This is a genomic window from Chryseobacterium ureilyticum, assembly GCF_900156735.1.
Lineage (GTDB): Bacteria > Bacteroidota > Bacteroidia > Flavobacteriales > Weeksellaceae > Chryseobacterium > Chryseobacterium ureilyticum.
The window spans coordinates 429,768-452,991 of the sequence record NZ_FTOL01000004.1; the positions used below are offsets into that span (position 1 = coordinate 429,768).

At 35.1% G+C, this 23,224-nt stretch carries 28 protein-coding genes and 1 riboswitch; of the genes, 10 read left to right on the forward strand and 18 right to left on the reverse strand.

Going from position 1 to position 23,224, the window contains the following annotated elements:
- The first annotated feature begins 4 nt into the window (after positions 1–4).
- Positions 5–1,081: a glycine cleavage system aminomethyltransferase GcvT gene (gene gcvT / locus BW983_RS14550; RefSeq protein WP_076552617.1), complete on the forward strand. Its 1,077-nt coding sequence runs from the start codon at positions 5–7 to the stop codon at positions 1,079–1,081.
- A 107-nt stretch (positions 1,082–1,188) separates the two neighbouring features.
- On the opposite strand, the gene BW983_RS14555 is transcribed toward gcvT, so the two are convergent.
- The 3 genes from BW983_RS14555 to BW983_RS14565 all read right to left on the reverse strand — a co-directional run bounded on the left by BW983_RS14555 (position 1,189) and on the right by BW983_RS14565 (position 2,159).
- Positions 1,189–1,377 (reverse strand): hypothetical protein, encoded by a 189-nt coding sequence (locus BW983_RS14555; RefSeq protein WP_076552618.1) that lies wholly within the window; start codon positions 1,375–1,377, stop codon positions 1,189–1,191.
- 81 nt (positions 1,378–1,458) lie between these two features.
- Entirely contained in the window at positions 1,459–1,806 is a 348-nt protein-coding gene (locus BW983_RS14560) for a hypothetical protein (RefSeq protein ID WP_076552619.1), read from the reverse strand.
- Positions 1,803–2,159, reverse strand: coding sequence for an arsenate reductase family protein (locus BW983_RS14565; protein WP_084184500.1), 357 nt, complete (start codon positions 2,157–2,159; stop codon positions 1,803–1,805). The genes BW983_RS14560 and BW983_RS14565 overlap by 4 nt, the downstream gene beginning before the upstream one ends.
- Positions 2,160–2,277: 118 nt before the next feature.
- Here BW983_RS14565 and BW983_RS14570 point away from each other — a divergent pair, with 118 nt between their 5' ends.
- The 5 genes from BW983_RS14570 (at position 2,278) to BW983_RS14590 (ending at position 7,415) form a co-directional block, all read left to right on the forward strand.
- On the forward strand, positions 2,278–2,745 hold the full coding sequence (locus BW983_RS14570) for an acyl-CoA thioesterase (protein ID WP_076552621.1): 468 nt from the start codon (positions 2,278–2,280) through the stop codon (positions 2,743–2,745).
- Positions 2,746–2,890: 145 nt separating this feature from the next.
- A complete protein-coding gene (locus tag BW983_RS14575; RefSeq protein WP_076552622.1) occupies positions 2,891–3,730 on the forward strand; it encodes a GLPGLI family protein in 840 nt (279 codons plus the stop codon).
- 85 nt (positions 3,731–3,815) lie between these two features.
- Positions 3,816–3,883: riboswitch (Fluoride riboswitch) on the forward strand.
- A gap of 31 nt (positions 3,884–3,914) precedes the next feature.
- Positions 3,915–5,222 (forward strand): voltage-gated chloride channel family protein, encoded by a 1,308-nt coding sequence (locus BW983_RS14580; RefSeq protein WP_185116867.1) that lies wholly within the window; start codon positions 3,915–3,917, stop codon positions 5,220–5,222.
- Between the two features lie 123 nt (positions 5,223–5,345).
- Positions 5,346–6,221: a LysR family transcriptional regulator gene (locus tag BW983_RS14585; protein WP_076552623.1), complete on the forward strand. Its 876-nt coding sequence runs from the start codon at positions 5,346–5,348 to the stop codon at positions 6,219–6,221.
- Between the two features lie 258 nt (positions 6,222–6,479).
- A complete protein-coding gene (locus tag BW983_RS14590) occupies positions 6,480–7,415 on the forward strand; it encodes a YeiH family protein (protein WP_076552624.1) in 936 nt (311 codons plus the stop codon).
- A gap of 92 nt (positions 7,416–7,507) precedes the next feature.
- On the opposite strand, the gene BW983_RS14595 is transcribed toward BW983_RS14590, so the two are convergent.
- From BW983_RS14595 to BW983_RS14630, 8 genes are all read right to left on the reverse strand, one after another.
- Positions 7,508–7,687, reverse strand: coding sequence for a hypothetical protein (locus BW983_RS14595; protein WP_076552625.1), 180 nt, complete (start codon positions 7,685–7,687; stop codon positions 7,508–7,510).
- A 172-nt stretch (positions 7,688–7,859) separates the two neighbouring features.
- Positions 7,860–9,101, reverse strand: coding sequence for an MFS transporter (locus tag BW983_RS14600; protein ID WP_076552626.1), 1,242 nt, complete (start codon positions 9,099–9,101; stop codon positions 7,860–7,862).
- Positions 9,102–9,174: 73 nt separating this feature from the next.
- Positions 9,175–10,740 carry a ribonuclease Y gene (gene rny, locus BW983_RS14605; protein WP_076552627.1) on the reverse strand — a complete coding sequence of 522 codons (1,566 nt, stop codon included), beginning with the start codon at positions 10,738–10,740 and terminating at the stop codon, positions 9,175–9,177.
- A gap of 232 nt (positions 10,741–10,972) precedes the next feature.
- A complete protein-coding gene (locus BW983_RS14610) occupies positions 10,973–11,260 on the reverse strand; it encodes a cell division protein ZapA (protein ID WP_045495179.1) in 288 nt (95 codons plus the stop codon).
- Positions 11,260–11,562, reverse strand: a complete 303-nt coding sequence (locus BW983_RS14615) for a hypothetical protein (RefSeq protein ID WP_065393881.1) — start codon at positions 11,560–11,562, stop codon at positions 11,260–11,262. Before BW983_RS14615 ends, BW983_RS14610 begins: the two co-directional genes overlap by 1 nt.
- A gap of 139 nt (positions 11,563–11,701) precedes the next feature.
- Entirely contained in the window at positions 11,702–12,484 is a 783-nt protein-coding gene (porT, locus tag BW983_RS14620; protein WP_076552628.1) for a type IX secretion/gliding motility protein PorT/SprT, read from the reverse strand.
- 3 nt (positions 12,485–12,487) lie between these two features.
- Entirely contained in the window at positions 12,488–13,219 is a 732-nt protein-coding gene (gene ubiE, locus BW983_RS14625; protein ID WP_076552629.1) for a bifunctional demethylmenaquinone methyltransferase/2-methoxy-6-polyprenyl-1,4-benzoquinol methylase UbiE, read from the reverse strand.
- Between the two features lie 3 nt (positions 13,220–13,222).
- Positions 13,223–13,792, reverse strand: a complete 570-nt coding sequence (locus BW983_RS14630) for a hypothetical protein (RefSeq protein ID WP_076552630.1) — start codon at positions 13,790–13,792, stop codon at positions 13,223–13,225.
- A gap of 101 nt (positions 13,793–13,893) precedes the next feature.
- On the opposite strand from BW983_RS14630, the gene BW983_RS14635 reads away from it, so the two are divergent.
- Both BW983_RS14635 and BW983_RS14640 read left to right on the forward strand, forming a co-directional pair.
- Positions 13,894–14,961, forward strand: a complete 1,068-nt coding sequence (locus BW983_RS14635; RefSeq protein WP_076552631.1) for a 3-oxoacyl-ACP synthase III family protein — start codon at positions 13,894–13,896, stop codon at positions 14,959–14,961.
- Positions 14,962–15,030: 69 nt separating this feature from the next.
- Positions 15,031–16,236 carry a metallophosphoesterase gene (locus BW983_RS14640; RefSeq protein ID WP_076552632.1) on the forward strand — a complete coding sequence of 402 codons (1,206 nt, stop codon included), beginning with the start codon at positions 15,031–15,033 and terminating at the stop codon, positions 16,234–16,236.
- Between the two features lie 166 nt (positions 16,237–16,402).
- Here BW983_RS14640 and BW983_RS14645 read toward each other — a convergent pair whose 3' ends face one another.
- On the reverse strand, positions 16,403–17,155 hold the full coding sequence (locus BW983_RS14645) for a polysaccharide deacetylase family protein (RefSeq protein ID WP_076552633.1): 753 nt from the start codon (positions 17,153–17,155) through the stop codon (positions 16,403–16,405).
- 85 nt (positions 17,156–17,240) lie between these two features.
- Complete coding sequence (locus tag BW983_RS14650) at positions 17,241–18,206, reverse strand: NAD-dependent epimerase/dehydratase family protein (protein WP_076552634.1); 966 nt, start codon at positions 18,204–18,206, stop codon at positions 17,241–17,243.
- A 99-nt stretch (positions 18,207–18,305) separates the two neighbouring features.
- Between BW983_RS14650 and BW983_RS14655 the strand changes: the two genes are divergently transcribed.
- Complete coding sequence (locus tag BW983_RS14655) at positions 18,306–18,587, forward strand: helix-turn-helix domain-containing protein (protein WP_076552635.1); 282 nt, start codon at positions 18,306–18,308, stop codon at positions 18,585–18,587.
- 38 nt (positions 18,588–18,625) lie between these two features.
- On the opposite strand, the gene BW983_RS14660 is transcribed toward BW983_RS14655, so the two are convergent.
- The 3 genes from BW983_RS14660 to BW983_RS24575 are packed head-to-tail and all read right to left on the reverse strand — an operon-like array spanning position 18,626 to position 19,917.
- Entirely contained in the window at positions 18,626–19,099 is a 474-nt protein-coding gene (locus BW983_RS14660) for a hypothetical protein (RefSeq protein ID WP_139329283.1), read from the reverse strand.
- 6 nt (positions 19,100–19,105) lie between these two features.
- Positions 19,106–19,435, reverse strand: coding sequence for a hypothetical protein (locus BW983_RS14665; protein WP_076552637.1), 330 nt, complete (start codon positions 19,433–19,435; stop codon positions 19,106–19,108).
- On the reverse strand, positions 19,432–19,917 hold the full coding sequence (locus BW983_RS24575) for an RHS repeat-associated core domain-containing protein (protein ID WP_394333189.1): 486 nt from the start codon (positions 19,915–19,917) through the stop codon (positions 19,432–19,434). Before BW983_RS24575 ends, BW983_RS14665 begins: the two co-directional genes overlap by 4 nt.
- Before the next feature lie 317 nt (positions 19,918–20,234).
- Between BW983_RS24575 and BW983_RS14680 the strand changes: the two genes are divergently transcribed.
- Positions 20,235–20,540, forward strand: coding sequence for a helix-turn-helix domain-containing protein (locus BW983_RS14680; protein WP_076552640.1), 306 nt, complete (start codon positions 20,235–20,237; stop codon positions 20,538–20,540).
- Positions 20,541–20,632: 92 nt separating this feature from the next.
- Here the strand turns inward: BW983_RS14680 and BW983_RS14685 are convergent, their stop codons facing one another.
- Both BW983_RS14685 and BW983_RS14690 read right to left on the reverse strand, forming a co-directional pair.
- Complete coding sequence (locus tag BW983_RS14685; RefSeq protein ID WP_076552641.1) at positions 20,633–21,139, reverse strand: hypothetical protein; 507 nt, start codon at positions 21,137–21,139, stop codon at positions 20,633–20,635.
- A gap of 6 nt (positions 21,140–21,145) precedes the next feature.
- Positions 21,146–23,224, reverse strand: a 2,079-nt coding sequence (locus BW983_RS14690) for an RHS repeat-associated core domain-containing protein (protein WP_317048123.1), incomplete at its 5' end; no start/stop codon positions are given.

Sequence of the window (23,224 nt, forward strand, 5' to 3'; positions counted from 1 at the left end):
AAATATGAAGAAAACAGCTTTGTACGACAAACATGTTTCCCTGGGAGCTAAGATCGTACCTTTCGCAGGTTTTGAAATGCCTGTACAATATTCAGGAGTAACTGAAGAGCATTTTGCAGTAAGAGAAAAAGCGGGATTGTTTGATGTTTCCCACATGGGACAGTTTTTCATCGAAGGTCCGGGATCTAAAGACCTTTTACAGTTGGTAACAACCAATAACGTAGATACTCTTGAAAACGGAAAAGCTCAATATTCATGTCTGCCTAATGAAAATGGAGGAATTGTGGATGATCTTATCGTTTACAAAATGGAAGACGACAAGTATTTTGTAGTGGTAAACGCTTCTAATATCGACAAAGACTGGAATCATATTTCAAAATATAACACATTCGGTGCTACAATGACCAATGCTTCTGATGATATGTCATTACTAGCTGTTCAGGGTCCTAAGGCAACTGAAATTCTTCAAAAGCTTACTGAGGTAAACCTTTCTGAGATTCCTTACTATCACTTCACTGTAGGAAGCGTTGCAGGTGTAAATGATGTGATCATTTCTAACACGGGATATACTGGAAGCGGTGGTTTTGAAATCTATTTCAAGAACGAAAGCGCAGAAAAACTTTGGGATGAAATAATGAAAGCGGGTGAGTCTGAAGGAATTGTTCCTTGTGGATTAGCAGCAAGAGATACTTTAAGACTAGAAAAAGGATTCTGTCTTTATGGAAATGACATCGATGATACAACTTCTCCAATTGAAGCTGGATTAGGATGGATCACGAAATTTGATAAAGATTTTGTTTCTAAAGATACTTTCGCTAAGCAAAAAGAAGAAGGTGTTACAAGAAAATTGGTAGCTTTTGAATTGACAGATAAAGGAGTTCCAAGACACGACTACCCTGTGGTAGACGCTGAAGGAAACGTAATCGGAAAAGTAACTTCCGGAACTCAGTCTCCAATGAAAAAGATCGGTTTAGGTCTTGCTTATGTAGACAAGCCTTACTTCAAATTAGGTTCAGAGATCTTCATTCAGGTAAGAAACAAGAACATTCCTGCAAAAGTAGTGAAAGCTCCTTTTGTATAATTGTTCTCAATATAATACAGAAAAAGAGACTGTCTTCGGATAGTCTCTTTTCTTTTAATACAATTTCAAAAAAAGAGACTGTAAAATTATTTACAATCTCTGAATTCTTATCTGCAGTAACAGCAAAGTGATCGGTCCGGTGTACACATGTCTCCTATTCCCGGATGATTTGAAACTACACCTCCTGCTTCACCACAAAGTGTAAAACAATTAGGAACAATAACTTTTCCACTACCTTTAATTTCTTTTAACGATGATCTGTTAAGATTCTTTGTTTTTAAAAAGCTTTTTGTCATGATTTTTTATTTTTAGTAATTATAAATTTAAGTATTTAATAATTAACTCATTAAAAATAAATCACAAATTATAGATAAAGCTTAATTCGTTGGAAGATGTTGAAAACAATAATCATTTCCGATACGGGTATAATGTTTACATCTCGTTCCTGCTTTTGTTGTTCCCAAGCATTGATTTCCTTTATCAGTTCCATTTACTTTTTTAGGAACGGAAACAAATCCGTAAGCAGATGATTGTGAAATCGGATTACAGATTTTACAGGGCTGAAGTCCCATTTCCAATGCTTTTCGTAAAGGAAGGCTGGAAGATACATTTTTTACCATTCTGCATGATGATCCATGAAACTTTGCACCTGAGGGTGTCTTATAAACAGTTTGCCCTTTTACGTTTAAGGCAAGACAAAGTAATATGGATATCAAATATTTCATTCATTCACTCCGAAGAATTTTTTTAAAGCTTCTACATTTGTTTTATCATTTCCAACAAAGATCTCTTTATCTGTCATAAAAACAGGGCGCTTTAAGAATGTATAATGATCTAAAATTAATTCTTTGAAATCTTTTTCTCCTAGAGATTTCACATCCAGTCCTCTTAACTTGATCTGAGTAGATTTTCTGCTGAACAAAGCATCATATGACTTTGCCAGTTGATGCATTTCTTCTAATTCTTCTTTGGTGATTGGCTGTTTTTTAATCTCCCGAAGTTCCCAGTCTGTAAGATCAAACTGTGCTAAAATTTTTCTACAGGTATCGCATGTGTTAAGGTAAAATACTTTCTTCATTATTATTTTTAATCGGTTTTTGTTAAAATTCTACTTCATTTTCTTTTCGTGTTTCAAAAGTAGGATTTAATCTAAAACTTTGGAAATTATTGAATAACTTTATTAAAATTTTAAAAAGATGCAGAACAAACCTATTACTTTTCAATTCATTTCAGAGCCATCAGATGTAAACTACGGAGGGAATGTACATGGAGGAAGTGTAATGAAATGGATCGATCAGGCAGGCTATGCTTGTGCAACAACGTGGAGCGGAAATTATTCTGTAACCGTATATGTAGGAGGAATCCGTTTCTATGACCCCATCAAAATTGGCGAAGTGGTAAAAGTAGATGCACAGGTAATCTTTACCGGAACTTCAAGTATGCATATTTCCATTAATGTGTTTTCAAGAAACCTGAAGCAGCCTACCTTTGATAAAAAAACGCACTGCATCATTGTTTTCGTTGCTGTGGATGAAAATGGTAAAAAGCTTCCGGTACCCAAATGGATTCCCGAAACACCAGAAGAAAAACAGCAAGAACAGTATGCCAAACGCCTGATGGAGCTGAGAACTCAGATTGAGGATGAAATGAAACCTTTTTTGTAGAAGTGTAATGTTGGAGTGTTTTATAATTTGAGAGTAAAAGTGTTTGATGAGTAGGTATAAGATATATAACCTGGAACTAATATTAAAAAGGCGGGTTATTTTTACTTCATATTAAAATGTAATTAAATCACAATCAAATCATTATATGAAAAACATATCCGCCATTACAGCAGTCTTATTAGTAACTTTTCTTCAGGCTCAAACCCATAGATTCATTTATGAATTACAATACAAAATGGATTCTACTGAAACAGGGCATCAGAAGCTGAACATGATATTGGATATCACCCCGAAAGAAGTTAAATTTTATGGAAAAGATCTTGCTACCACGGATTCACTGAATAAAAAATTCGGGATGAATTCCAGCTATACGGATATGACCGGACAAGTTGTGAAAAGGAAAATTAATTCTTTTGAGAATGAAAATTTTATCAATATTAAAAACGGATATTATTCATTCAAAACTGCGGATAAAATCAATTGGAATATCTCCAACGAAACTAAAAAGGCTGAAAATTATACTTTACAGAAAGCGATTACTCAATTTGGAGGAAGAAATTGGACAGCATGGTTTTGTAAGGATATTCCATTCAACGAAGGACCTTTTAAGCTAAGAGGGCTTCCAGGGTTGATTTTTGAATTATCCGATGACAAGAGAAACTTTATTTATAATCTTGTCAAAAGCCAGGAACTTCCGGGAATTTTTGCAACAGAAGACTTCCTTGAATCCAATTTCGGAAATAAAGCTATTCCTATTAATGAAAAACAAAAACACAAGCTGATCATGGAATTTTATAACGATCCTTTTGCTTTTGAAAGAAATAATCTGAGCAAAACCAATAATGATCTTAGAATTAATATCAATGGAAAGGAAATTCATAATGTTGATGAACTGAATACACAAACTAAAAGCATGCAGGAAGTGATCAGAAAGTACAATAATCCTCTTGAAATAGATAAAGCAATGCGTTATCCTATATATTAAATCATTAGGTTTTGACTAAAGCCAATGTTTTGGTATCAAGATGTTTTATCTTTTATGTTTTATCTTAAATTCTTATATTTGCAGTATCAAAAAAGGAAATGGTGTTCTTCCTTACCCAACCGCTTTACAAAAGCTGATGACGCCTGATTAATAGATTATTAACCTATAACTAATCAGGATTATTATGTCAAAAAATCAACGAACACTTGGTAAAAAAGCAATTTTTCACACTCAGTTTTTCTTTAGAAAATTCCCGGCAATACCTTATATTTTCAAATGGCTGTCCATCAGTATTATCATTGGAGCATTGGTAGGAACGGCTTCTGCAGGCTTTTTACAGTCATTGGAATGGGCAACCAACTTTAGAGAAAACCATTTATGGCTAATTGCTTTGCTTCCTGTTGCAGGATTTCTGATTGGGCTTTTATATTATTATTTTGGCAAAGATGTGGAAGCTGGAAATAATCTTTTGATTGATAATATTCATGATCCGAAAGAGATTATTCCATTCAAAATGGCTCCTTTTGTTTATCTGGGAACTATTGCGACTCATCTTTTCGGTGGTTCGGCTGGCCGTGAAGGTACGGCACTTCAAATGGCAGGTGCGATAGCAGATCAACTTACTAAGCCTTTCAAGCTTGACAAAAATGAAAGAAAAATACTGATCATTTCAGCTATTGCAGCCGGATTTGGCTCTGTTTTCGGGACTCCTCTTGCCGGAGCTATTTTTGGACTTGAGGTTTTTCTTATCGGAAGAATACGTTATAATGCTATATTTCCTGCTTTTGCCTCTGCTATACTGGCAGATTGGGCTACCAACCTATGGAATGTAAAACACACTCATTATCACATTGATTTTATCCCAAAACTTGAATTGCTGCCGATTCTTTACAGTATTTTGGCAGGGATTGCTTTTGGAATCTGTGCAGCGGGGTTCAGTAAGTTCATTCATTGGGCAGGTGCTCTTTTTAAATCAAAAATCAAATATCCTCCGCTTCGTCCAGTTGTAGGCGGAACTATCATTGCTCTGGCTGTTTTACTGATGGGCACAACAAGGTATATCGGATTAGGAGTTCCTGTGATTGTTGAATCTTTTGAAAAGCAACTTCCCTTCTATGATTTTGCATTAAAAATGATTTTTACCATCATTACTCTTTCAGCAGGTTTCAAAGGTGGTGAGGTAACTCCTTTGTTCTTTATTGGAGCAACTTTGGGAAGTGCATTATCATTATTTATTCCTTTACCTTTTGGATTACTTGCCGGAATGGGATTCGTTGCCGTATTTGCAGGTGCAACCAATACACCTCTAGCGTGTATGCTGATGGGTATTGAGTTATTCGGGGCTGAATGTGGCGTTTATATTGCTATTGCCTGTGTGGTTTCTTATCTGCTTTCGGGGCACAACAGTATTTATACCAAACAAAAGATTGGTGAAGCTAAAAACAGAAGATACGAAAGTCAGCAGGATAAATCTGTTTCAGATTTTCTTTAATCACTTTGTTAAAAATTCAAAAAATCTTGTATAGTATCTTTTAAGCAACTCGTATCACGAAACACGAAACCTCTATCACAACTCTTCTACTCAAAATACAACTATAATCCGTATTTTTGCCTCATGTTCGATTACAGGTTAAAAGTTTTCCATACGGTGGCTACCAGATTAAGTTTTACCAAAGCTTCCGAAGAGCTTCATATCTCACAGCCGGCGGTTACAAAGCACATTAAGGAAATTGAGGTTCAGCTGGAAACAAAATTGTTTGACAGAAAAGGAACTTCTATCCAGCTTACCCAAAGTGGAAAGATCCTGTATGAATATGCTGAAAAGATCCGAAATATATACCGTGATCTGGAATTTGAGATCAGTCAGATCAACCAACAGCATAAAGGAAAATTGATTATCGGAGCCAGTACTACGGTTGCGCAATACATTTTACCTGAAATTTTAGCAAAATTCAATTCCTATTACAAGGATATTAAAATTGAGCTTTTAACAGGAAATACTGAAGCTATTTCTACCTTATTAAAGGAGGAAAAAATAGATCTTGGGATTATTGAGGGTGAATCTCAATCGTCATACTTTGATTACAAAACGTTCAAAGAGGATGAAATTGTTCTGACTGCAAAATCAGATCATCCTCTAGCTCACAAAACTTTAAATATAAAAGATCTTTCCGACCTTAATCTGATATTCCGCGAACAAGGTTCAGGAACTCTTGAGTTTATACAAAATCGATTAAAGGAAAAAGGAGTTAACATTCATGAATTAAATACTGTTATTCAGCTTGGGAGCAGTGAAAGTATCAAAAATTATCTTCTTCATTCTGATTGTATGGCATTTCTATCCATCAGTACGATCCTGAATGAGCTTAAAAACAATGTTCTTACCGTTATAGATATTAAAAACTTCAGTATCGAGAGGGATTTTCATTTTATACTTCCCAAGGGTGAACAATCTGAGCTTATAGAGTTGTTTTTAAGATTTGCAGAGTAGTTTCAACAACTGTTGTATGTTTTAATTTGATTAAAAACGTATTATTTTTTAGGTTTTGGCTAAAGCCAATGGAATGTTTATTTTTATTTGGTCGGGCTAAAGCCCAACCCTATTGATATTACTAAGCAATTATTGAATTTTAGCAACAATATCTTTTATCTTTTTCATTATAACTTTTAGTTATTCAATATAACAAAATACAATTTACTTTGTAATAACATATTGTCGAATTTTGCTTCAGATTTAAAAGTTCGCAATATGAAAGATTTCATTCAAAATGAATCAAACAAAAAAATAATTTTTATAGGACTGGCTATTTTGTGCCTGACGCCTCTGATATCTTCCCCGATCGCATTGGCTTTAGGTTTTATATTGGCTGTCTTTATGGGTAATCCTTTTGAAAAACAACTTCATCAATATATCCATTTGCTTTTGCAGATTTCGATTGTGGGATTAGGTTTTGGATTAAAACTGGATGAGGCGCTGCATGCCGGAAAAACAGGATTAGTACTGACGGTTATCAGTATTGTCACAGTAATGCTTCTTGGTTATGTTCTGGGGAAAATATTCAAACTGGAAAGACCACTTTCTTACCTTTTGTCAGCAGGAACTGCTATTTGTGGAGGGAGTGCCATTGCTGCCGTTGCTCCGATCATTAAACCTAGCACAAAGCAGATTTCGTTGGCTCTAGCAATTGTTTTTACTCTAAATTCTATTGCTTTATTCATTTATCCGGCAATCGGGCACCTTCTGAATCTTTCACAGGAACAGTTTGGGCTTTGGTGTGCGGTTGGAATTCATGATACAAGCTCTGTGGTTGGAGCAGCCAGCAAATATGGAAATGAAGCTTTAAAAATAGCCACAACAGTGAAGCTTGCACGTGCTTTATGGATTATCCCGGTATCATTGATTACAATGTTTATTTTTAAAAGTAAGGATTCAAAAGTAAAAATTCCTTGGTTCATAGGATATTTCATTATTGCGATTCTTCTGAATACTTATTTCCCTTTTATGGATAAATTCAGCACAGCTATAACTTCTGTTGCAAAATCCGGATTAAACCTGACATTATTTTTTATCGGTTCTACCCTTTCAATTCAGACGTTAAAAAGTATAGGTTTTAAACCTTTGCTTAGTGCTGTACTTCTTTGGGTTGTTATTAGTATCGGAAGTTTACTTTATATCATTCATTAAAAAACAGCGGCACCCTCAAGAGATCAAGAGGGTGCCGCCTATTTAAATGTGGAAATGTTTATTTCAAATTGAAATTCTGAATGCCAGACAAATTAGCAGGTCATTACCTGTGGACATGAGATCAGCTCAACACAGTATTTAGGTCCTGTTACAGCTCCAGTACAGCTACATCCGCAAAGTGATGTCTCCGGAGTACCAATTTTTCCAATACCTCCTGTAATACTTTTAAGGTCTTCTTTTCTTAATTTTTTAGCGTTTTTAATAATGTTCATGTGATTGGTTTTTGGATGAAACAATATAGTTTTAGTTACCTTTCAAAGTTAAACAAATATTAATTACACGCAACATATTTTAATATAAATTTAACTAAACAATTGATTTAAACTAAATTAAAATATCTAAAATCAGGACAAATGAATAAATTATTATTAAACAAAATATAAATTACTCTGTAAATTCAAGATCTTTATCATGAGTTTCGGAGATTGTCCATGAAGAATAAAATGCCAGACCAAAGACCACTATTCCTACAATAGCAGCACTTACCACGACAGAAAAACTACCTTTAAGGGAATCGAATACAAGGATCATTACCGGCACTAATCCTCTTACCATATTCGGAACTGTAGTGGTTGCCGTATTTCTGATATTCGTCCCGAACTGCTCTGCCGCAAGGGTTACAAACATTGCCCAATAGCCTGTTCCAAGTCCCAGCCATACGCAAAACATATAATATTTTGTTTCTGTATCTGTGTTTCCAAACAGCATAATTATGACACCAACCAAAGTAAACAGCAGCATATAAAATATCGCCATCTTTCGGGATTTTAAAGCGTGGGAAATAAAACCACTCATCAGATCCCCAACAGAAATCCCTACATACGCCCACATAATTGCTTTTCCGGGGCTTATATCTTTTATACCAAATTCGGGTGCAAATTGATTAGCTAAAACAGCTAAAATTCCTATACAATACCAGGTAGGTAATCCTACGGCAATACATTTCAGGTATCTTATGAGTCTGTCTTTATTTGTGAAAAAGGAGAGAAAATTTCCTTTGGAGACGTTTTTATGTTCAATATTCTTGTAAATTCCGGATTCTGATACGCTTATTCTCAGTATCAACAGCATAATTCCCATTACACCACCTATGATGTAGGAAATATTCCATCCTCCTGCTAATTCTACTGTTAATTGTGCCACAACGGCTCCCATTAATCCAAACCCAGCCACAACAGAGGTTCCAATAGCCCTTAAATTCTTCGGCAGACTTTCAGAAACAAGTGTAATTCCGGCTCCAAGCTCTCCAGCTAAACCTATTCCAGCAATAAACCTTAAACCGGCATATTGATACTCTAAATGCTCTTTTGGAAAATAAGGTAAAAAACCGCAGGCAATATTGGCTAATGAGTAGACCAAAATGGAACCAAAAAGTACGGAAAGTCTTCCTTTTTTATCTCCGAAGACTCCCCAGAATATACCTCCGAGAAGTAATCCTACCATCTGGCAGTTGAGAATAAAGGTTCCATCAGCATCGGGATTAAGCCCTAAAGCCTTCAAACTGGGGATCCTGACGATTCCAAATAAAAGGAGGTCGTAGATATCTACAAAATAACCTAAGGCGGAAATAATAACGGGAATAGAGAAAATGTACTTCAGTTTTGAAGATAGTGTCAGTTCTTGCATTTTTAAGTTTTGATAAAAATAAAAAACCTTTCAATTTCTTGAAAGGTTTTTATAAAATATCTTGATTCGATTATTATCTTGCAATATTAACAGCTCTCGTTTCTCTGATCACTGTTACTTTTACCTGTCCAGGATAAGTAAGTTCGTTCTGGATCTTTTCAGAGATGTCGTAAGATAGTTGGGAAGCTACTTCGTCGTTTACTTTTCCACTTTCTACCATTACTCTTAATTCTCTACCTGCCTGAATTGCGTAAGCGCTGGATACTCCATCAAAGCTTAATGCTGCAGATTCAAGATCTTTTAATCTCTGGATATAAGATTCCAATACTTGTCTTCTTGCTCCCGGTCTTGCTCCTGAGATAGCATCTGCTACCTGAATGATCGGAGATAATAGAGACTTCATTTCAATCTCATCGTGGTGAGCTCCGATTGCATTTACAACCTCTGGATTTTCACCGTATTTCTCAGCCCATTGCATTCCTAGTAAAGCGTGTGGTAATTCTGATTCCTGCTCAGGGACTTTACCGATATCGTGTAATAGACCTGCTCTCTTAGCCAGTTTAACGTTTAATCCTAATTCGGCAGCCATTGTTGCAGCGATGTTTGCTACTTCTCTTGAGTGCTGTAATAAGTTTTGTCCGTAAGATGAACGGTATTTCATTCTACCTACGATCTTGATCAATTCAGGGTGTAATCCGTGGATTCCTAAATCAATAATCGTTCTCTTTCCTACTTCAATGATTTCTTCTTCGATTTGTTTTCTTGTCTTTTCTACTACTTCCTCGATTCTTGCCGGGTGAATTCTACCATCGGTAACCAATCTGTGAAGTGATAATCTTGCGATCTCTCTTCTTACCGGATCGAAACATGAAAGAAGGATTGCTTCAGGGGTATCATCAACAATAATTTCCACTCCTGTTACAGCTTCTAAAGCACGGATATTTCTACCTTCTCTACCGATAATTCTACCTTTTACTTCATCAGATTCAATGTTGAATACTGATACTGAATTTTCGATTGCCTGCTCGGTTCCGATTCTCTGAATGGTTTGGATAACGATCTTTCTCGCTTCGTTTTTAGCATTCATCTGAGCTTCTTCCATGATGCTCTGAACATGTGCCTGTGCTCTTGTTTTAGCTTCAGCTTTCATGGTTTCTACCAGTTCTGCTTTAGCTTCCTCTGCTGTATAATTAGAGATTTTTTCAAGTATTTCTACTTTTTTAGCGGTAGCTGTATCTAATTCCTGTTGTTTTCTTTCTAAGATTTCGTTTTTCTTAGCGTAGTCTGCAATCTGTCTGTCAAGGTCTTTCTCAAGTTTTCCTGTCTTGCTAAGTTCGTCATTCAGCTTGTGTTCTTTATCCTTCGTTCTTTTTTCAGCTTCCTGCATTTTTTTCTCACGTGACTGAATGTCTGCATCGTGCTGAGATTTCAATTCTAGGAATTTTTCCTTAGCCTGAAGATTCTTTTCTTTCTTTGTGGATTCAGCTTGAACGTTAGCTTTTTCTATAAGGTTTTCGGCGTTTTTCTTGGCATCATCTATGATGAATTTTGCTTTAGTATTCAGAGAGCTTCTGGAAAAAACCATTCCTACGGCAGCCCCGATTACCAAACAAACAACACCTACTATAACTTCTATCATAATTTATATTGAGTTTTAATTGTATTCATATCCTTTAAAATAAAAAAAGCCCACAATAATCCAGAGATTGAGAGTAAACTCCTAATCAACACGATTTGAACTGATTTCCACTGTCTGTAATCCGGAAGACCGGCACGCCATTCAGAGGACATTTGTTCGGTAATTGTTTAGCGTTGAGTTTACCTTTAATGTGTTAGAATCATTGTAGGCAGTTTGTTTCAGGAAAAAAAATCTATTTCCCGATTTCATTCAACGATTGATTGATCTGTTGTAATCTTTCGTTGGTTGAATTAATATTTTTCTCGTAGTTAAGAGAAACTACTTCTGCATTGGTTCCCAGTTTCAGGGCACACATAGCCAAAGCATCCTGTTTATCTCTTACATCGAAGTTCTGTTCAAAATCTTTAATCATATTCTCGATCTGCTTCCCTACTTTACGCAAAGTTTCTTCCTCTGCTGCCGGTACGTTCAGCGGATATACTCTTCCTGCAATATTGACGGTTATTCTCCTTACCTCCATTATAATCCACTGTTTTGAAGCTGAGCAATACAGAAATCAATTTCTTTTACCAATCTGTTGATATGGTTCTTCATTAATCTATTGTGTTCAGGATTTCCTGATATTGCTGAATAAAGTTTTATATTTTTTTGTTCTTCTGCTAATACCTGATTTCTTCTTCTTTCCTCATCATACTTCTTCTTCAACTCTTCATGCTCAATATTTAATTCTGCTAAGTTTTCTGTAAGACTTTTATAGTTCTTTTGCAGAGTCGAAATTTTTCTCTCTAATTCTGAAAAATTGTTTTCTAAATCTTGAAGCATTTCAGGTTTGTATATTCTAACTAGAAGCAAAAATAAAAAAATATTAACACTAACAAAAATAAAACGTCCTATATTTTGAGGTGTAAACAAAAAAGGAGATGCAAAAGCACCTCCTATGTATTTTTAATGTGATATTTTCTTATTCAAATTTCAGTACAAACATTACCGCTCTTGTCTGTAGTGTAGAAATTGCAGAAGCCCAATAAGGAGGTGTGGTAGCGTTATCTGCCACTTTCTCATTGTTCATTAAGAATGTACCTCTGATTGCCGGAGTCAGTTTAAATTTGTTGAAATAAAACTGAATCCCCATTTCTGCAGACCATGCAAAGTTATGCGTCGTTGATCTGAAAATTCCCTGCATGTTATCATCCGTAGATGTAGCATTAGACTGTAGGTTTACGATATAGTTTACCCCGGCAGCAATATAGGGTCTTGAATTATACCATCTCATCCCATGAAGTTCTAATAACACCGGAATATCTACCAACGTAGATTTGATTTCTCTTACTTTATCTTTTTCCTGTAGAGGAATCGGCATAAAAGGAGGATTCGTTAAAGATCCGCCGGCGTAGATGTCATTAGATTGTGTATTAAAAGTCAACTGTCTCTGTGCAAACTGTAATCCCGGTTCTAATCTTACATCAAGATAGTCGTTGAGTCTCCATTTTGCAATAAGCCCAGCACCGAAACTGTAACTTTCCTTAGAGGTAACAAGGTTTTCATTTTCATGCATTCCATATCTTGGATGCAGTACAATTCGGTAGTCTAGTTTATTCCCGTTCAAATAAAACCCCCAACTGAATTTTTGTTCGTCGAAATCTTCCAACTTATCCATTCTGTTACGGTTTCTAAATTGCGCGTTTGCAAAAACGGCAACATTTACTGAGGTTAAAACCAGTGCTTTTAATAGAAATTTATTCATAGGTTACTTTGTTGCTTTATAAATTGTGGCTATACCTAAACTTAATTTTTTATATTCAACTTTCTTAAATCCCGTATCTAAAAGAATTTGCTTCATCTTCTCCCCGAAAGGAAAAGCATTTACAGAATCCGGAAGGTATGTATACGCCCTATTATCTTTGGAAACCAACCTACCTATTGCAGGTAATATATTTTTGAAATAAAACATATAAAATGGTCCCATCAAACCCTCAACCTTTGAAAACTCCAGTATATAAACACTCTTGTTATCTTTAACTACTCTTCTTAACTCTGCCAACCCTTTGGGAAGGTTCTCAAAATTCCTTACTCCAAATGCAACGGAAACAGCATCAAATCTATTGTCCTCGAAAGGTAAATTTTCTGCATCTCCTTTTTGCATGGAAATTTTGCCGTCTAATTTAAGTTTTTTTATTTTAATAACGCCAACATTGAGCATTTGTTGTGATAAATCTAAACCAACTACTTTTGAACCGGTTCCTTTTTCAATGGTAATTGCCAGATCTCCCGTTCCTGTAGCCACATCCAGCACTTCCTGCGGATTATCATTTTTCATCCATCTTACCAATTTATTTCTCCATAAAACGTCAATTTTCATGGATAAAACATGGTTCAGAAGGTCATACTTCGGTGCAATGTTGTCAAACATATCCTCTACTTGGCTTTTCTTTGTAGCCTCTGAATTGTAGGGAGTAACTTTAGTGATATCTTTTGTCAAAACTTAAAACTTGTAATATTCTTTATAATAATTTAGGTAATCCTGCTTTCTGAAGACTTTTGATCTTGACTCCACTTTCTGGATATTCTTGATCACTTTGTCATAATCTTCATCTACATTGTAATAAAAATCTTCTGTGTAAAGCTTATTGAAACGCTTTGCTCCTCCGAGGTAATCCTTTCCGTCTATGACAGTCTTATCAAGAGCCATCAATAGCGAATCTTTTTTAAGGTTATACCCGTAGTACTGGTCATTCACATAGTAATCCTGATGTGCAATATTCAGCAAACCACGTAGTTTGTTTACTTCAAATGCCGAATCATACAGCATTTTTTTATTCTGATCGAAAACCTGAATAGAGTTTTTTCCCTTATTCAAATCCACATGCACATACTGCCCCGCTGATATGATTCCTTCAGAACCGTTATTGATTTTAAAGTAATACGTATTCGGGGTAGGATTATCTACAACATAATAATTCTTCTTGGCTAAAAAAAGGAAGTAGATCCCAAAGGCAAGGATAAATACCACAGCTGCAATGAGTAAGCCTTTTAAGGATGGGTTGTTTTTCATAGATTGTAAAGTACAATTTTTGCAAATTTAATAATATTTTTAATTCTCTGTTATTAATATTAATTATTAACTTTGCATCTTTAAAAAAATCATATAAACGAATGCCGAATACGATCATTATTGGCTCTGGATCTTATATTCCGAACAGAGTTATTGGTAGAGATTACTTCATGAATTCCGAGTTCTATACTGAAGACGGAGTAAAGATTGAAAAGCCTGTGGAAGAGACCATTGCGAAGTTTGTAGAAATTACAGAAATCGAAAACAGGAGATTCATTGAGGATGATCTTTCCAATTCACAGATCGGTTATGAAGCCGCAAAAATTGCCCTTGAGGACGCAAAAGTAGATGGCGAAGAACTGGATTATATTATTTACGCGAGTAATTTCGGGGAGGTTACTGAGAACGGATACGCTGACTTCATGCCAACAATGGCAGCTAGAGTTAAGAATAAACTAGGAATCAAAAACAGAAAATGTGTAACGTATGACATGATTTTCGGATGCCCGGGGTGGGTAGAAGGTATGATTTTAGCAGACAACTTGATTAAAGCTAAAGTTGCCAAAACTATCCTTATTATTGGAGCTGAGACTCTAAGCCGTGTAACAGATCCATATGACAGAAACAGAATGATCTTTGCTGACGGTGCCGGTGCAGTAGTTGTAAAAGCTACAGATGAAGAAAACGTAGGAATCATCGCTCACAACACAATCTGTGATAATGGTCCTGAATTAAACTATCTTGAAAACCAACCTTCTATCAATAAAGAAGTAGATCAAAAACGTTTATATGTAAGAATGTTAGGTAGAAAAATCTACGAATACGCTCTTAAAAATGTTCCTGTAGCGATCAAAGATACCATTACGGATGCAGGTCTTTCTATAGAAGACATCGATAAAATCCTTATTCACCAGGCAAATGCTAAGATGGATTATGCTATGATCGAAAGACTTCACAGACTTTATGATGTGAAAGAATATGATCACGCCATTTCTCCAATGACTATTCAAGACCTTGGAAATACGTCTGTTGCAACAATTCCTACGATGTATGATTTAATAATTAAAGGAAAAATGCAAAGTCAAACGTTTAAGGATAAAGGTAACATTGTGATGACTTCGGTAGGTGCCGGAATGAACATCAATGCTATCGTTTACAGATTTCCTTAAAAATATTTAATAAACTAAAAAAATATAAAAGCACAGGGAAGTTATTCTTTGTGCTTTTTTTATCAGAACATGCAAAAGAATCTTTTAATTATCGCTGGAATCTTCCTGTTTTTGGAAGTGTATATTTATCAGGCTATCAGAACGCTTACCTATAATTCCTGGATCAGGATCGGATACTGGGTGATATCGTTAGCTGTGTATGGAATTTTCGCCTACGAAGTCTCCCATTTCCAAAGATCAGACAGAAGTACGGCAAGGGCTCAGATCATGATTTCATTGTTTTTGATTTTTATTCTTCCAAAAATCTTCGTGGTTCTGTTTTTATTAATTGATGATATTATCAGAACTGGAGGCTATTTGATTGGCTTTGCCAAACCCTCGGAAAATTTCTTTCCGGAGAGAAGGAAGTTTCTGAGTCTGGTGGGACTTGGAATGAGTGGAGTCCTTTCAGCTCTTTTCATAGACGGAATTACGTTTGGAAAATATCGTCATAAAGTAAGAAAGGTAAAAGTAAAGTTCCCTAAACTTCCCAAAAGTTTCAAAGGATACAAAATCATACAGATATCTGATGTTCACAGTGGAAGCTTTGCTGATCCAAGTAAATTACAACACGCCGTAGATCTGATCAATGAACAAAAGCCGGATCTTGTTTTATTTACCGGTGATATGGTAAATAATGTCGCTGATGAGTTCAAACCATTCATTCCTTTATTTTCTCAAATCAAAGCTAAAGATGGCAAGTTTGCGGTATTAGGAAACCACGATTACGGAGATTATGTTACATGGGAGTCCCCTGATGCTAAGAAGAAAAATCTTGATACCCTGATTAATTATGAAAAGCAGGCTGGTTTTGACATGTTGAGAAACGAGCACCGAATCATTGAGAAAAACGGAGAAATGCTTTATATCCTTGGGGTTGAAAACTGGGGATTAAAACCTTTCCCACAATTCGGGAAGATTGATGAGGCTTTAAAAGGAGTTCCTGAATCCGCGACAAAGATTTTAATGAGTCATGACCCTACTCACTTTGATTATGTGGTAAAAAAGCACCCAAAAGATATCCATCTGACACTTTCCGGTCACACTCACGGAATGCAGTTTGGTTTAGACCTTAAAAATGTAAAATGGTCACCAGTTCAGTATCGTTATCCAAAATGGGCAGATCTTTATGAAAGTGAAGGAAAATTACTGTATGTAAACAGAGGGTTTGGAGTATTGGGATATCCGGGAAGAGTTGGAGTATTGCCCGAGATTACTCTTTTTGAACTAAGTTAGAGGTTCAGGATTCAGGATGCGAATTATGAGCTGCTGGTTGTTTGGTTGCGAGTTTTTTTTAAGTGTAATATTCAATGTTAACAGTTAAGAAATGAAATATCGATATTTTGAGAAATAACACCCTAATAGTCTCTTATTCCAGCTACCTACTATCTACAACCAATACCTAAAAAATATAATCTTTCATACGGGAAGTAGCCATATCTTTCTCGTTGATAAAGCTAAGGAGGGCATCTAGTTTGTCCTCCATTTTTTTGCCTGAAAATAAGCTTCTGTAAAAAGGAATATCAAGACGATGCTTCTTAAAATCTGTAAACTGCCAGGCATTAAGATAGATCAAAACAAATTCTTCATTCTGTAAAGTTTCCAAAACCATATTCTGGTAATACTTCATCGGTAGAATCTGAAATACAAAATCATTGTAAGGCAACTGACTGTAAGGAGAGATACTTTCCGGAACAATACTCAATCCGTCTTCCTCGGAAATCACAGTATCTCTTTTGAGACGTTTGAACGGAAAAAGGATATTAGCATTGTCAATATTGGAAACATAATTAAACTCCAAAAGCTTCAGATCTTGCTGTGGAATTTTTACATCTTTCTGACGAATTCCCCTGATCTGTTTTTCCAGAAGACCCTGAATATTCTTCTTGGCATTTTCTATTTTTTCCAGATTTGAATCTTTATTATAAAAAGCAATTTCATGCCCTTTGGATGAAATTGCTTTTATAAGATTCTGCAATTTTTCCGTAAGAGAAACCTCCACAAAAAAGCTTGCTTTTGTATCATGAATATCTAAAATTCTAAGAATAGCTTTTGCATTCTCTGCTATGATTTTCAATCTCTCTTCATCAGTAATTTGGGAGCCGTGTTTTGCATCAGCGTCAATATTTGTAATGTTGAAAGTCAATAATATCATTTAAATTTAATTTTAGATAAAAATTATAATTAATTAAAAATCAGACGTTAAAGCAAAGCCTATTTAAACCTTTGCTTTACATAAATTAATCCTTAGCTAATTTTACTTTTAGATTCTTGATCATGTCTTTAGTCATTTCAGAAATTCCGAAATCATAAGTTAATCCCCAGTCTTTTTTAGCTACAGAATCATCAATTGAAGCTGGCCATGAATCTGCAATTGCCTGTCTGAAATCCGGTTTGTAATCAATCGCAAAATCTGGAATTTCTTTCTTGATTTCTTCCGCCAATTCTTTTGGTGTAAATGACATTCCACCTAAGTTATAAGACGAACGAACTGTCAGACTTTCTTTAGGAGCATCCATCAATTTCAGAGTTGCATTGATTGCATCGTCCATATACAACATTGGCATTCCTGTATCTTCGGAAATAAAGCTTGTATACTTTCCATCTTCGATTGCTTTGTAGAAAATTTCAACTGCATAATCAGTAGTTCCACCTCCAGCCGGAGTTTTCCATGAGATCAATCCAGGATATCTGATACTTCTTACATCTACTCCATATTTGTCGAAATAGTATTCACACCACTTCTCCCCTGCCATTTTTGAGATTCCGTAAACTGTAGTTGGGTTTAATACTACATCCTGCCCAACCTCATGTTTTGGAATTCCTTTCCCAAATACAGCGATTGAACTTGGCCAGAAAATCTTTTTAAGAAGTCCTTCTTTCGCCATTTCACAAAAGTGAAGCAGAGGTTCAAGATTTAATTTCCAAGCGAAAATAGGCTGCTTTTCTGACGTCCCAGATAGCAATGACGCTAAGTGATACACTGTAGTGATTTCATAATCGTGGATAATCTGTCTCACCAATTGAGTATTGGTAACATCCATTCTTTCGTAATGACCTGCAGAGGTAATTCCCTCCTGCCATCTGTCCAGTCCTGAAGCAACAACGTTTTCCGCTCCATGGATTTCAACAAGTCTGTTGGTAAGCTCGGTGCCAATTTGTCCCAAAGCACCTGTAATCAGTATTCTTTCCGTATAGGATTCCATTTTTCAGATTTTTTTTAGAATTGTACAAAAGTAAAAAAAACATGTCAACCATAATAATAAAGGTGAATTTAAAAATTGGAAGGGGTTGTGAGGGGAAAAATGCCACAGAATAAAGCAGGCAAACCTGTAGGTGTTCACGGGGCGGTCATCGGTAGATATGAGCGTGAGGAAATAAAACCATGTATTGAGATGGCTACACAATTGGCAGAAGCCCTAGAAGTGTCTCTGGATTATCTCGTAGAGTCTACGGATATTCTACTGGATAAAAATATTGTTGCTAAAATTTTGGATATACAAAAGCTAAAAGAGAATGATAGACGGCATGTCTTCGTACTCCTGGATGCGTTCCTTAAACAAACTATGTTGCAAAGCATTTTATAAAACAACAAAACCAACTCAATTTGAGTTGCCTTTATTATTTATCTCTGGGTTTTGCCTGTACCATCTGTAGCATAACCTTCTAATATATTTATGCTTAAAAAAGAAGCATCTTTATTTACATCGGAAAATTTTTCTGCATTTTCCTTATAAATAATAGGTTTGTACTTTTCTTTATTTGATGTATAATCTTCAAACAAATATTTTTTATCTATCGAGTTATAAGCTTTATAATCATAGTTTGATTCTTGGCGTAATAAAATAAAATTCGGTAATTTATTACTATAATACAAAGTAAGATAACTACGGTTAGATGTTTCTATATAGCCATCTTTTGGTTTAGTCACTCCATAATATTTACCAGGTACCAAATAACAAGTACCTCCATATCTTTTCCACATTGTAATGGATTTCCCGTTGGTGGCTTTGAAAAAAGAACGGCTTTGGTCGTACCAAAGAAATAACATTCCTATAATTGCGACAAATATAATAAAGGCTTTTAATATTCTTTTCATATAATGTTATTTAGGACCACGTAATGGATTTGATGATTGGGATTTATAAGTATTAACACGTCTATCGTTATATTTTTTATATCCGACATTGTGCCCTACTCTCTGAGCTTGCTGAGTTGTCTGTCCTTCAGTAGACAATTTTCCATCCTGTGCACTTTGAAGAGTGTCAAATCCCCCTCTTGCTGTTCCCCAGGTTAAGCCATTATTTCCCGCAATATAACCTGCTCCAAAATTCCTAATATCTCTGGCTGAAGCGATAACGGTAACATTATCCGTTTTATCTCTCGTATCTACTGAAAATAATACACCTCGATAAGTATATTGTGTTACGGTCATTCCCTCAGGTCTCTTGTCTGTCCTCCCACTTCTCCATCAGGACCGTTGGTTTTGAAATCGTATAGCTCATTACCTTTTCCATTCAATATATATTTAATAATATTAGGCTCATTAGATCCCATCAAGTCATTAAGAAAATCATTGCCACTCATATCTCCAGGGCTGATTACAGCCCCCATAACAGCTTCATTGTCGTCTCCCATAAAAGAACGTGGAGTTAATGAGTTTGCAATATGGTCAGATGTTTCTACATCATAATTACCTTTATTATCTGCTCGATAAATTCCGTTATTTCCATCATCTTTTGCACTTACAACAGTATATGTGCCATCCTTGTTTTCTCTCACTCCGGTACTATTAACGCCACGACCATCGGGATCAATAAACCTTATCGGATTATTTACAGCGTAATTGTAAGTAGAATGTCTTCGATATTGTTCCGCCAGTGGGTCAACAACGCCCCATCTTCCTATATCCGGCATATACATTCTTGTCCCATAACATACATCCCCGTCTCTGTTTGCAGCTCCTTCCCGTTGTACTTGTAATTATAAGCACGATTTCCAGCTAAATTATTATACCCCTCATGCTTCAATCCAAAAGGATAATAATTATTTTCTTCTAGAACTTCTACTCCACTTCCATTATGGAAATAACTCAAACGGATATTTCCTAGATAATCTGTGTAATTGTAAATATACTTATTTTTCACAAAATCAAAATAATCTCAATGTATAAGTCTAGTAACTATAATTCGTAAAAACTTTGATTTTCTATTGTTTTAATACATTTATAGTCTATAACTTTTGGTAAGCGTCTTACAGAAGTAAGAAAAGATAAAAAGATATCGCAGGACGAAGTGGGCAAACTCGTAGGTGTTCATGGTACTATCTTCGGAAGATATGAACGTGAGGAAGTAAAACCGTCTATTGAGATAGCGACACAATTGGCGGAAGTTTTGGAGATTTCTCTGGATTATCTCGTAGGTTCTACTGATGTTCTTTTGAAAAAGAATATCGTCTCCAAAATCCTTGACATCCAAAAAATAAAAGAGAACGATAGCCAGCATGTCTTCGCTCTCTTTGATGCTTTTATTTATTGTTAAAAGAAAAATTCAAAGCATTTCATAAAAGAAGAACCCTCTAACAATCAGAGAGTCATTCTTTTATAAATATACTTAAGATACATTGTCCTATTCTAACTAGTTTTTATCTTTTTCATCACCTCGGATAAACTGTTCAAATAATCTGAAAATAATGTTACTGTAGTAATATCCTCATATTCAACATATGCTTGATCCATTAATTTACATTCAGTATCAAAAAAATCAATATCAATAGAATCTTCATAAACACCTATGATTTTACCTATATAAACTACATCTTCTTCACTAAGTGATAACTCACATAGTAAGTCTAAGGATTGTATAATTATAAATAATTCTTCAAAATTACTAATTTTACTATCCTTAAATATTTTTTTTGGCAGTTCTTCAAAATACATTTGAAACTTTTCAGTCATAACCTTATCCTTAAAGTTATTTGTTTCTACCTTTATATTTTCAATCTTTTCAGTATTAATGAATTTTATTCCGTCTAAGACGTAGTCCACAGGATTAAAAATTATACCTGTTATATTTTTTCCTTCTTTAAAACTATTACCGATAATATTTTCTTTTCGATTCTTTAAAAAATATTCCTTCATACTATTTTATTTATATCGTCTTCTATTTCTATCTCCCTTTTCCCCTCCTTGATCTCTATTTTTTCTTGCTTGACCATTTTGATGTTTTTGTTTGGTAGAACCTCTAGCCCCATTTGTATGTTCTGCAGATTGATTATATTCATTATCACCATCATTTCCTTGATTACCATTTTTAGCTTTCTTCTGCTGCATTCTTTCATTTCTAGTAGGCTTACCATTTCCATCTCCTTTTTGTTCCTGCGGTACATCTTGACCATTTACATCTTTATCATCACCAGAATCCGATTCAGAGTTCATTGTATGAGGAGAATATGTCATTGGATCAATTCGAGTTCCATATTGAGTTGGAGTTGTATCTACAAAATCACTGATAACATACCATGAAGCAACCGCTAAAAAAGCAAACAACCCAAAGCGAGCATTTTGTGAAAGAACAATACCTGCTGTCACTGGAGAAGCTCCCTTTACAGCAACTTCGTCTATATTTGTAAAAGTTTTCCCCTCTTCTAAAAGCTGTACAGTTGCTCCGTTAATCCTATAACTCCCAGTGGGGCCAACATACTTCCAGCCTTTAGGAGTATTTCCTGGTCCGGTTACATTAGGATCCCATTTGTAACTACCTTTTCCATTAGTAATCCAATCAGAAACTTGTTCTCCTTGCATTCCCGTTGGATCTGTAAACATAATCGGATTATTCCAAACATAGCTATAAGCTTCATGTGTATATTGGCTTCTTGGGTCTACAACACCCCATCTTCCCAAATCCGGCATATACATTCTCGCTCCATAATCATACATTCCCGTCTCTTGAAGCTCCTTACCGTTGTACTTGTAGTTGTATGCAGTTCCTCCAAAAACACTTAATATTGGTCCTTCATTATGTTTTAATCCAAAAGGATAATAATTGTTTTCATCAATAATTTTCAAGGCTCCCTCGTCATCTTTCATATAACTCAACCTGACATTTCCTAAATGATCCACATAATTGTAAATATACTTATTTTCATCAAAATTATAATACCCTTCTGAAGTAGATACAAATTTCAATGTAGGAATTGTATAGAAGGATACTGATGTACCAAGTGCACGCCTATTATCATATTGGAATCCATCAAGATAATTAATTTCTATTAAACCATTATTATCATATATTTTAGAAATTTTTGTTCCATCTGCCCTATAATTATATCTAGTATTTGAAGTATCAAATATCGTCCCTTTAACTAAAATATATTGAGGAAGATTCAGATAGTTATACAATATTTTTATTTTCTTATCAGGATGACTGGTCATATTACCATTAAGATCATATTCTAATGTTCCTTGTAAGGCATTATAACCTGAAAAATTGTTAGCTACACCAGATGGCAGGGTAACTTTATCCAGTTTATTACTTAAATTTCCATTTTGATAATTATATATTAAATCATCGATTTTCTCAGCAGTAGCTCCTCCAAAGACAGGTTTTGAGAATCTTTTTAAGGTTTTGATATTTCCATTGCCATCATAGGTAAGTTCTTCATTAAAATAATTATTTTGAGGAGTAGAATTGTTAGGCTCAGAATAAGCACCTTTTAACAATCTATTTAAAGGGTCATATTGATAATTATATCTTTTTAGAATTGCATCACTAAACGAAATCCAATCAATTTCAGAAATATTCCCATTAAACATCCCTAATGAAGCATTGGTATAAACAGGATTAGTATATTTTATCCCATACCCAAATAACTTTCCATTAAGACTTGACGGATCATTGATTTGCGTCATCCACCCTCTGATATTATACTGATAATTAATGGTCTGTAATGGTGATCCAAGACTGATTCCACCTACTTTTTTAGTAGTAAGCTGTGAGAGTTCATTATAATCATTCTGAGCAAGAATTTCTTCAGGGTTGGAATCTATCTTGTGTTTATGAACCAAGAGCCTGTTCTGATGATCATAAGTAAAAGTCTCGGTGATCACTTTTTCAGTATCCGTAGTCAGCCTTTTGTGTTTTGTAACAACAATTTGAGGAACTGCTGCAAAATCAAGCTTGGATTCTGTTCGGGTATATCCTCCCAAGTGATTGATAGAATGGGT

Bases quoted from the DNA above. Each gene is read 5' to 3' on its own strand.
- rny (WP_076552627.1), bottom strand. From the start codon at position 10,740: ATGATAGAAGTTATAGTAGGTGTTGTTTGTTTGGTAATCGGGGCTGCC.
- BW983_RS14685 (WP_076552641.1), bottom strand. From the start codon at position 21,139: ATGAAGGAATATTTTTTAAAGAATCGAAAAGAAAATATTATCGGTAAT.
- BW983_RS14635 (WP_076552631.1), top strand. From the start codon at position 13,894: ATGCCGAATACGATCATTATTGGCTCTGGATCTTATATTCCGAACAGA.
- BW983_RS14650 (WP_076552634.1), bottom strand. From the start codon at position 18,206: ATGGAATCCTATACGGAAAGAATACTGATTACAGGTGCTTTGGGACAA.
- BW983_RS14615 (WP_065393881.1), bottom strand. From the start codon at position 11,562: ATGCTTCAAGATTTAGAAAACAATTTTTCAGAATTAGAGAGAAAAATT.
- BW983_RS14560 (WP_076552619.1), bottom strand. From the start codon at position 1,806: ATGAAATATTTGATATCCATATTACTTTGTCTTGCCTTAAACGTAAAA.
- BW983_RS14595 (WP_076552625.1), bottom strand. From the start codon at position 7,687: ATGAACATTATTAAAAACGCTAAAAAATTAAGAAAAGAAGACCTTAAA.
- BW983_RS14580 (WP_185116867.1), top strand. From the start codon at position 3,915: ATGTCAAAAAATCAACGAACACTTGGTAAAAAAGCAATTTTTCACACT.
- BW983_RS14640 (WP_076552632.1), top strand. From the start codon at position 15,031: ATGCAAAAGAATCTTTTAATTATCGCTGGAATCTTCCTGTTTTTGGAA.
- BW983_RS14570 (WP_076552621.1), top strand. From the start codon at position 2,278: ATGCAGAACAAACCTATTACTTTTCAATTCATTTCAGAGCCATCAGAT.
- BW983_RS14660 (WP_139329283.1), bottom strand. From the start codon at position 19,099: ATGAAAAGAATATTAAAAGCCTTTATTATATTTGTCGCAATTATAGGA.
- BW983_RS14565 (WP_084184500.1), bottom strand. From the start codon at position 2,159: ATGAAGAAAGTATTTTACCTTAACACATGCGATACCTGTAGAAAAATT.
- BW983_RS14665 (WP_076552637.1), bottom strand. From the start codon at position 19,435: ATGACCGTAACACAATATACTTATCGAGGTGTATTATTTTCAGTAGAT.
- BW983_RS14655 (WP_076552635.1), top strand. From the start codon at position 18,306: ATGCCACAGAATAAAGCAGGCAAACCTGTAGGTGTTCACGGGGCGGTC.
- BW983_RS14575 (WP_076552622.1), top strand. From the start codon at position 2,891: ATGAAAAACATATCCGCCATTACAGCAGTCTTATTAGTAACTTTTCTT.
- BW983_RS14630 (WP_076552630.1), bottom strand. From the start codon at position 13,792: ATGAAAAACAACCCATCCTTAAAAGGCTTACTCATTGCAGCTGTGGTA.
- BW983_RS14610 (WP_045495179.1), bottom strand. From the start codon at position 11,260: ATGGAGGTAAGGAGAATAACCGTCAATATTGCAGGAAGAGTATATCCG.
- gcvT (WP_076552617.1), top strand. From the start codon at position 5: ATGAAGAAAACAGCTTTGTACGACAAACATGTTTCCCTGGGAGCTAAG.
- BW983_RS14585 (WP_076552623.1), top strand. From the start codon at position 5,346: ATGTTCGATTACAGGTTAAAAGTTTTCCATACGGTGGCTACCAGATTA.
- BW983_RS14590 (WP_076552624.1), top strand. From the start codon at position 6,480: ATGAAAGATTTCATTCAAAATGAATCAAACAAAAAAATAATTTTTATA.
- porT (WP_076552628.1), bottom strand. From the start codon at position 12,484: ATGAATAAATTTCTATTAAAAGCACTGGTTTTAACCTCAGTAAATGTT.
- BW983_RS14555 (WP_076552618.1), bottom strand. From the start codon at position 1,377: ATGACAAAAAGCTTTTTAAAAACAAAGAATCTTAACAGATCATCGTTA.
- BW983_RS14645 (WP_076552633.1), bottom strand. From the start codon at position 17,155: ATGATATTATTGACTTTCAACATTACAAATATTGACGCTGATGCAAAA.
- BW983_RS24575 (WP_394333189.1), bottom strand. From the start codon at position 19,917: ATGCCGGATATAGGAAGATGGGGCGTTGTTGACCCACTGGCGGAACAA.
- BW983_RS14600 (WP_076552626.1), bottom strand. From the start codon at position 9,101: ATGCAAGAACTGACACTATCTTCAAAACTGAAGTACATTTTCTCTATT.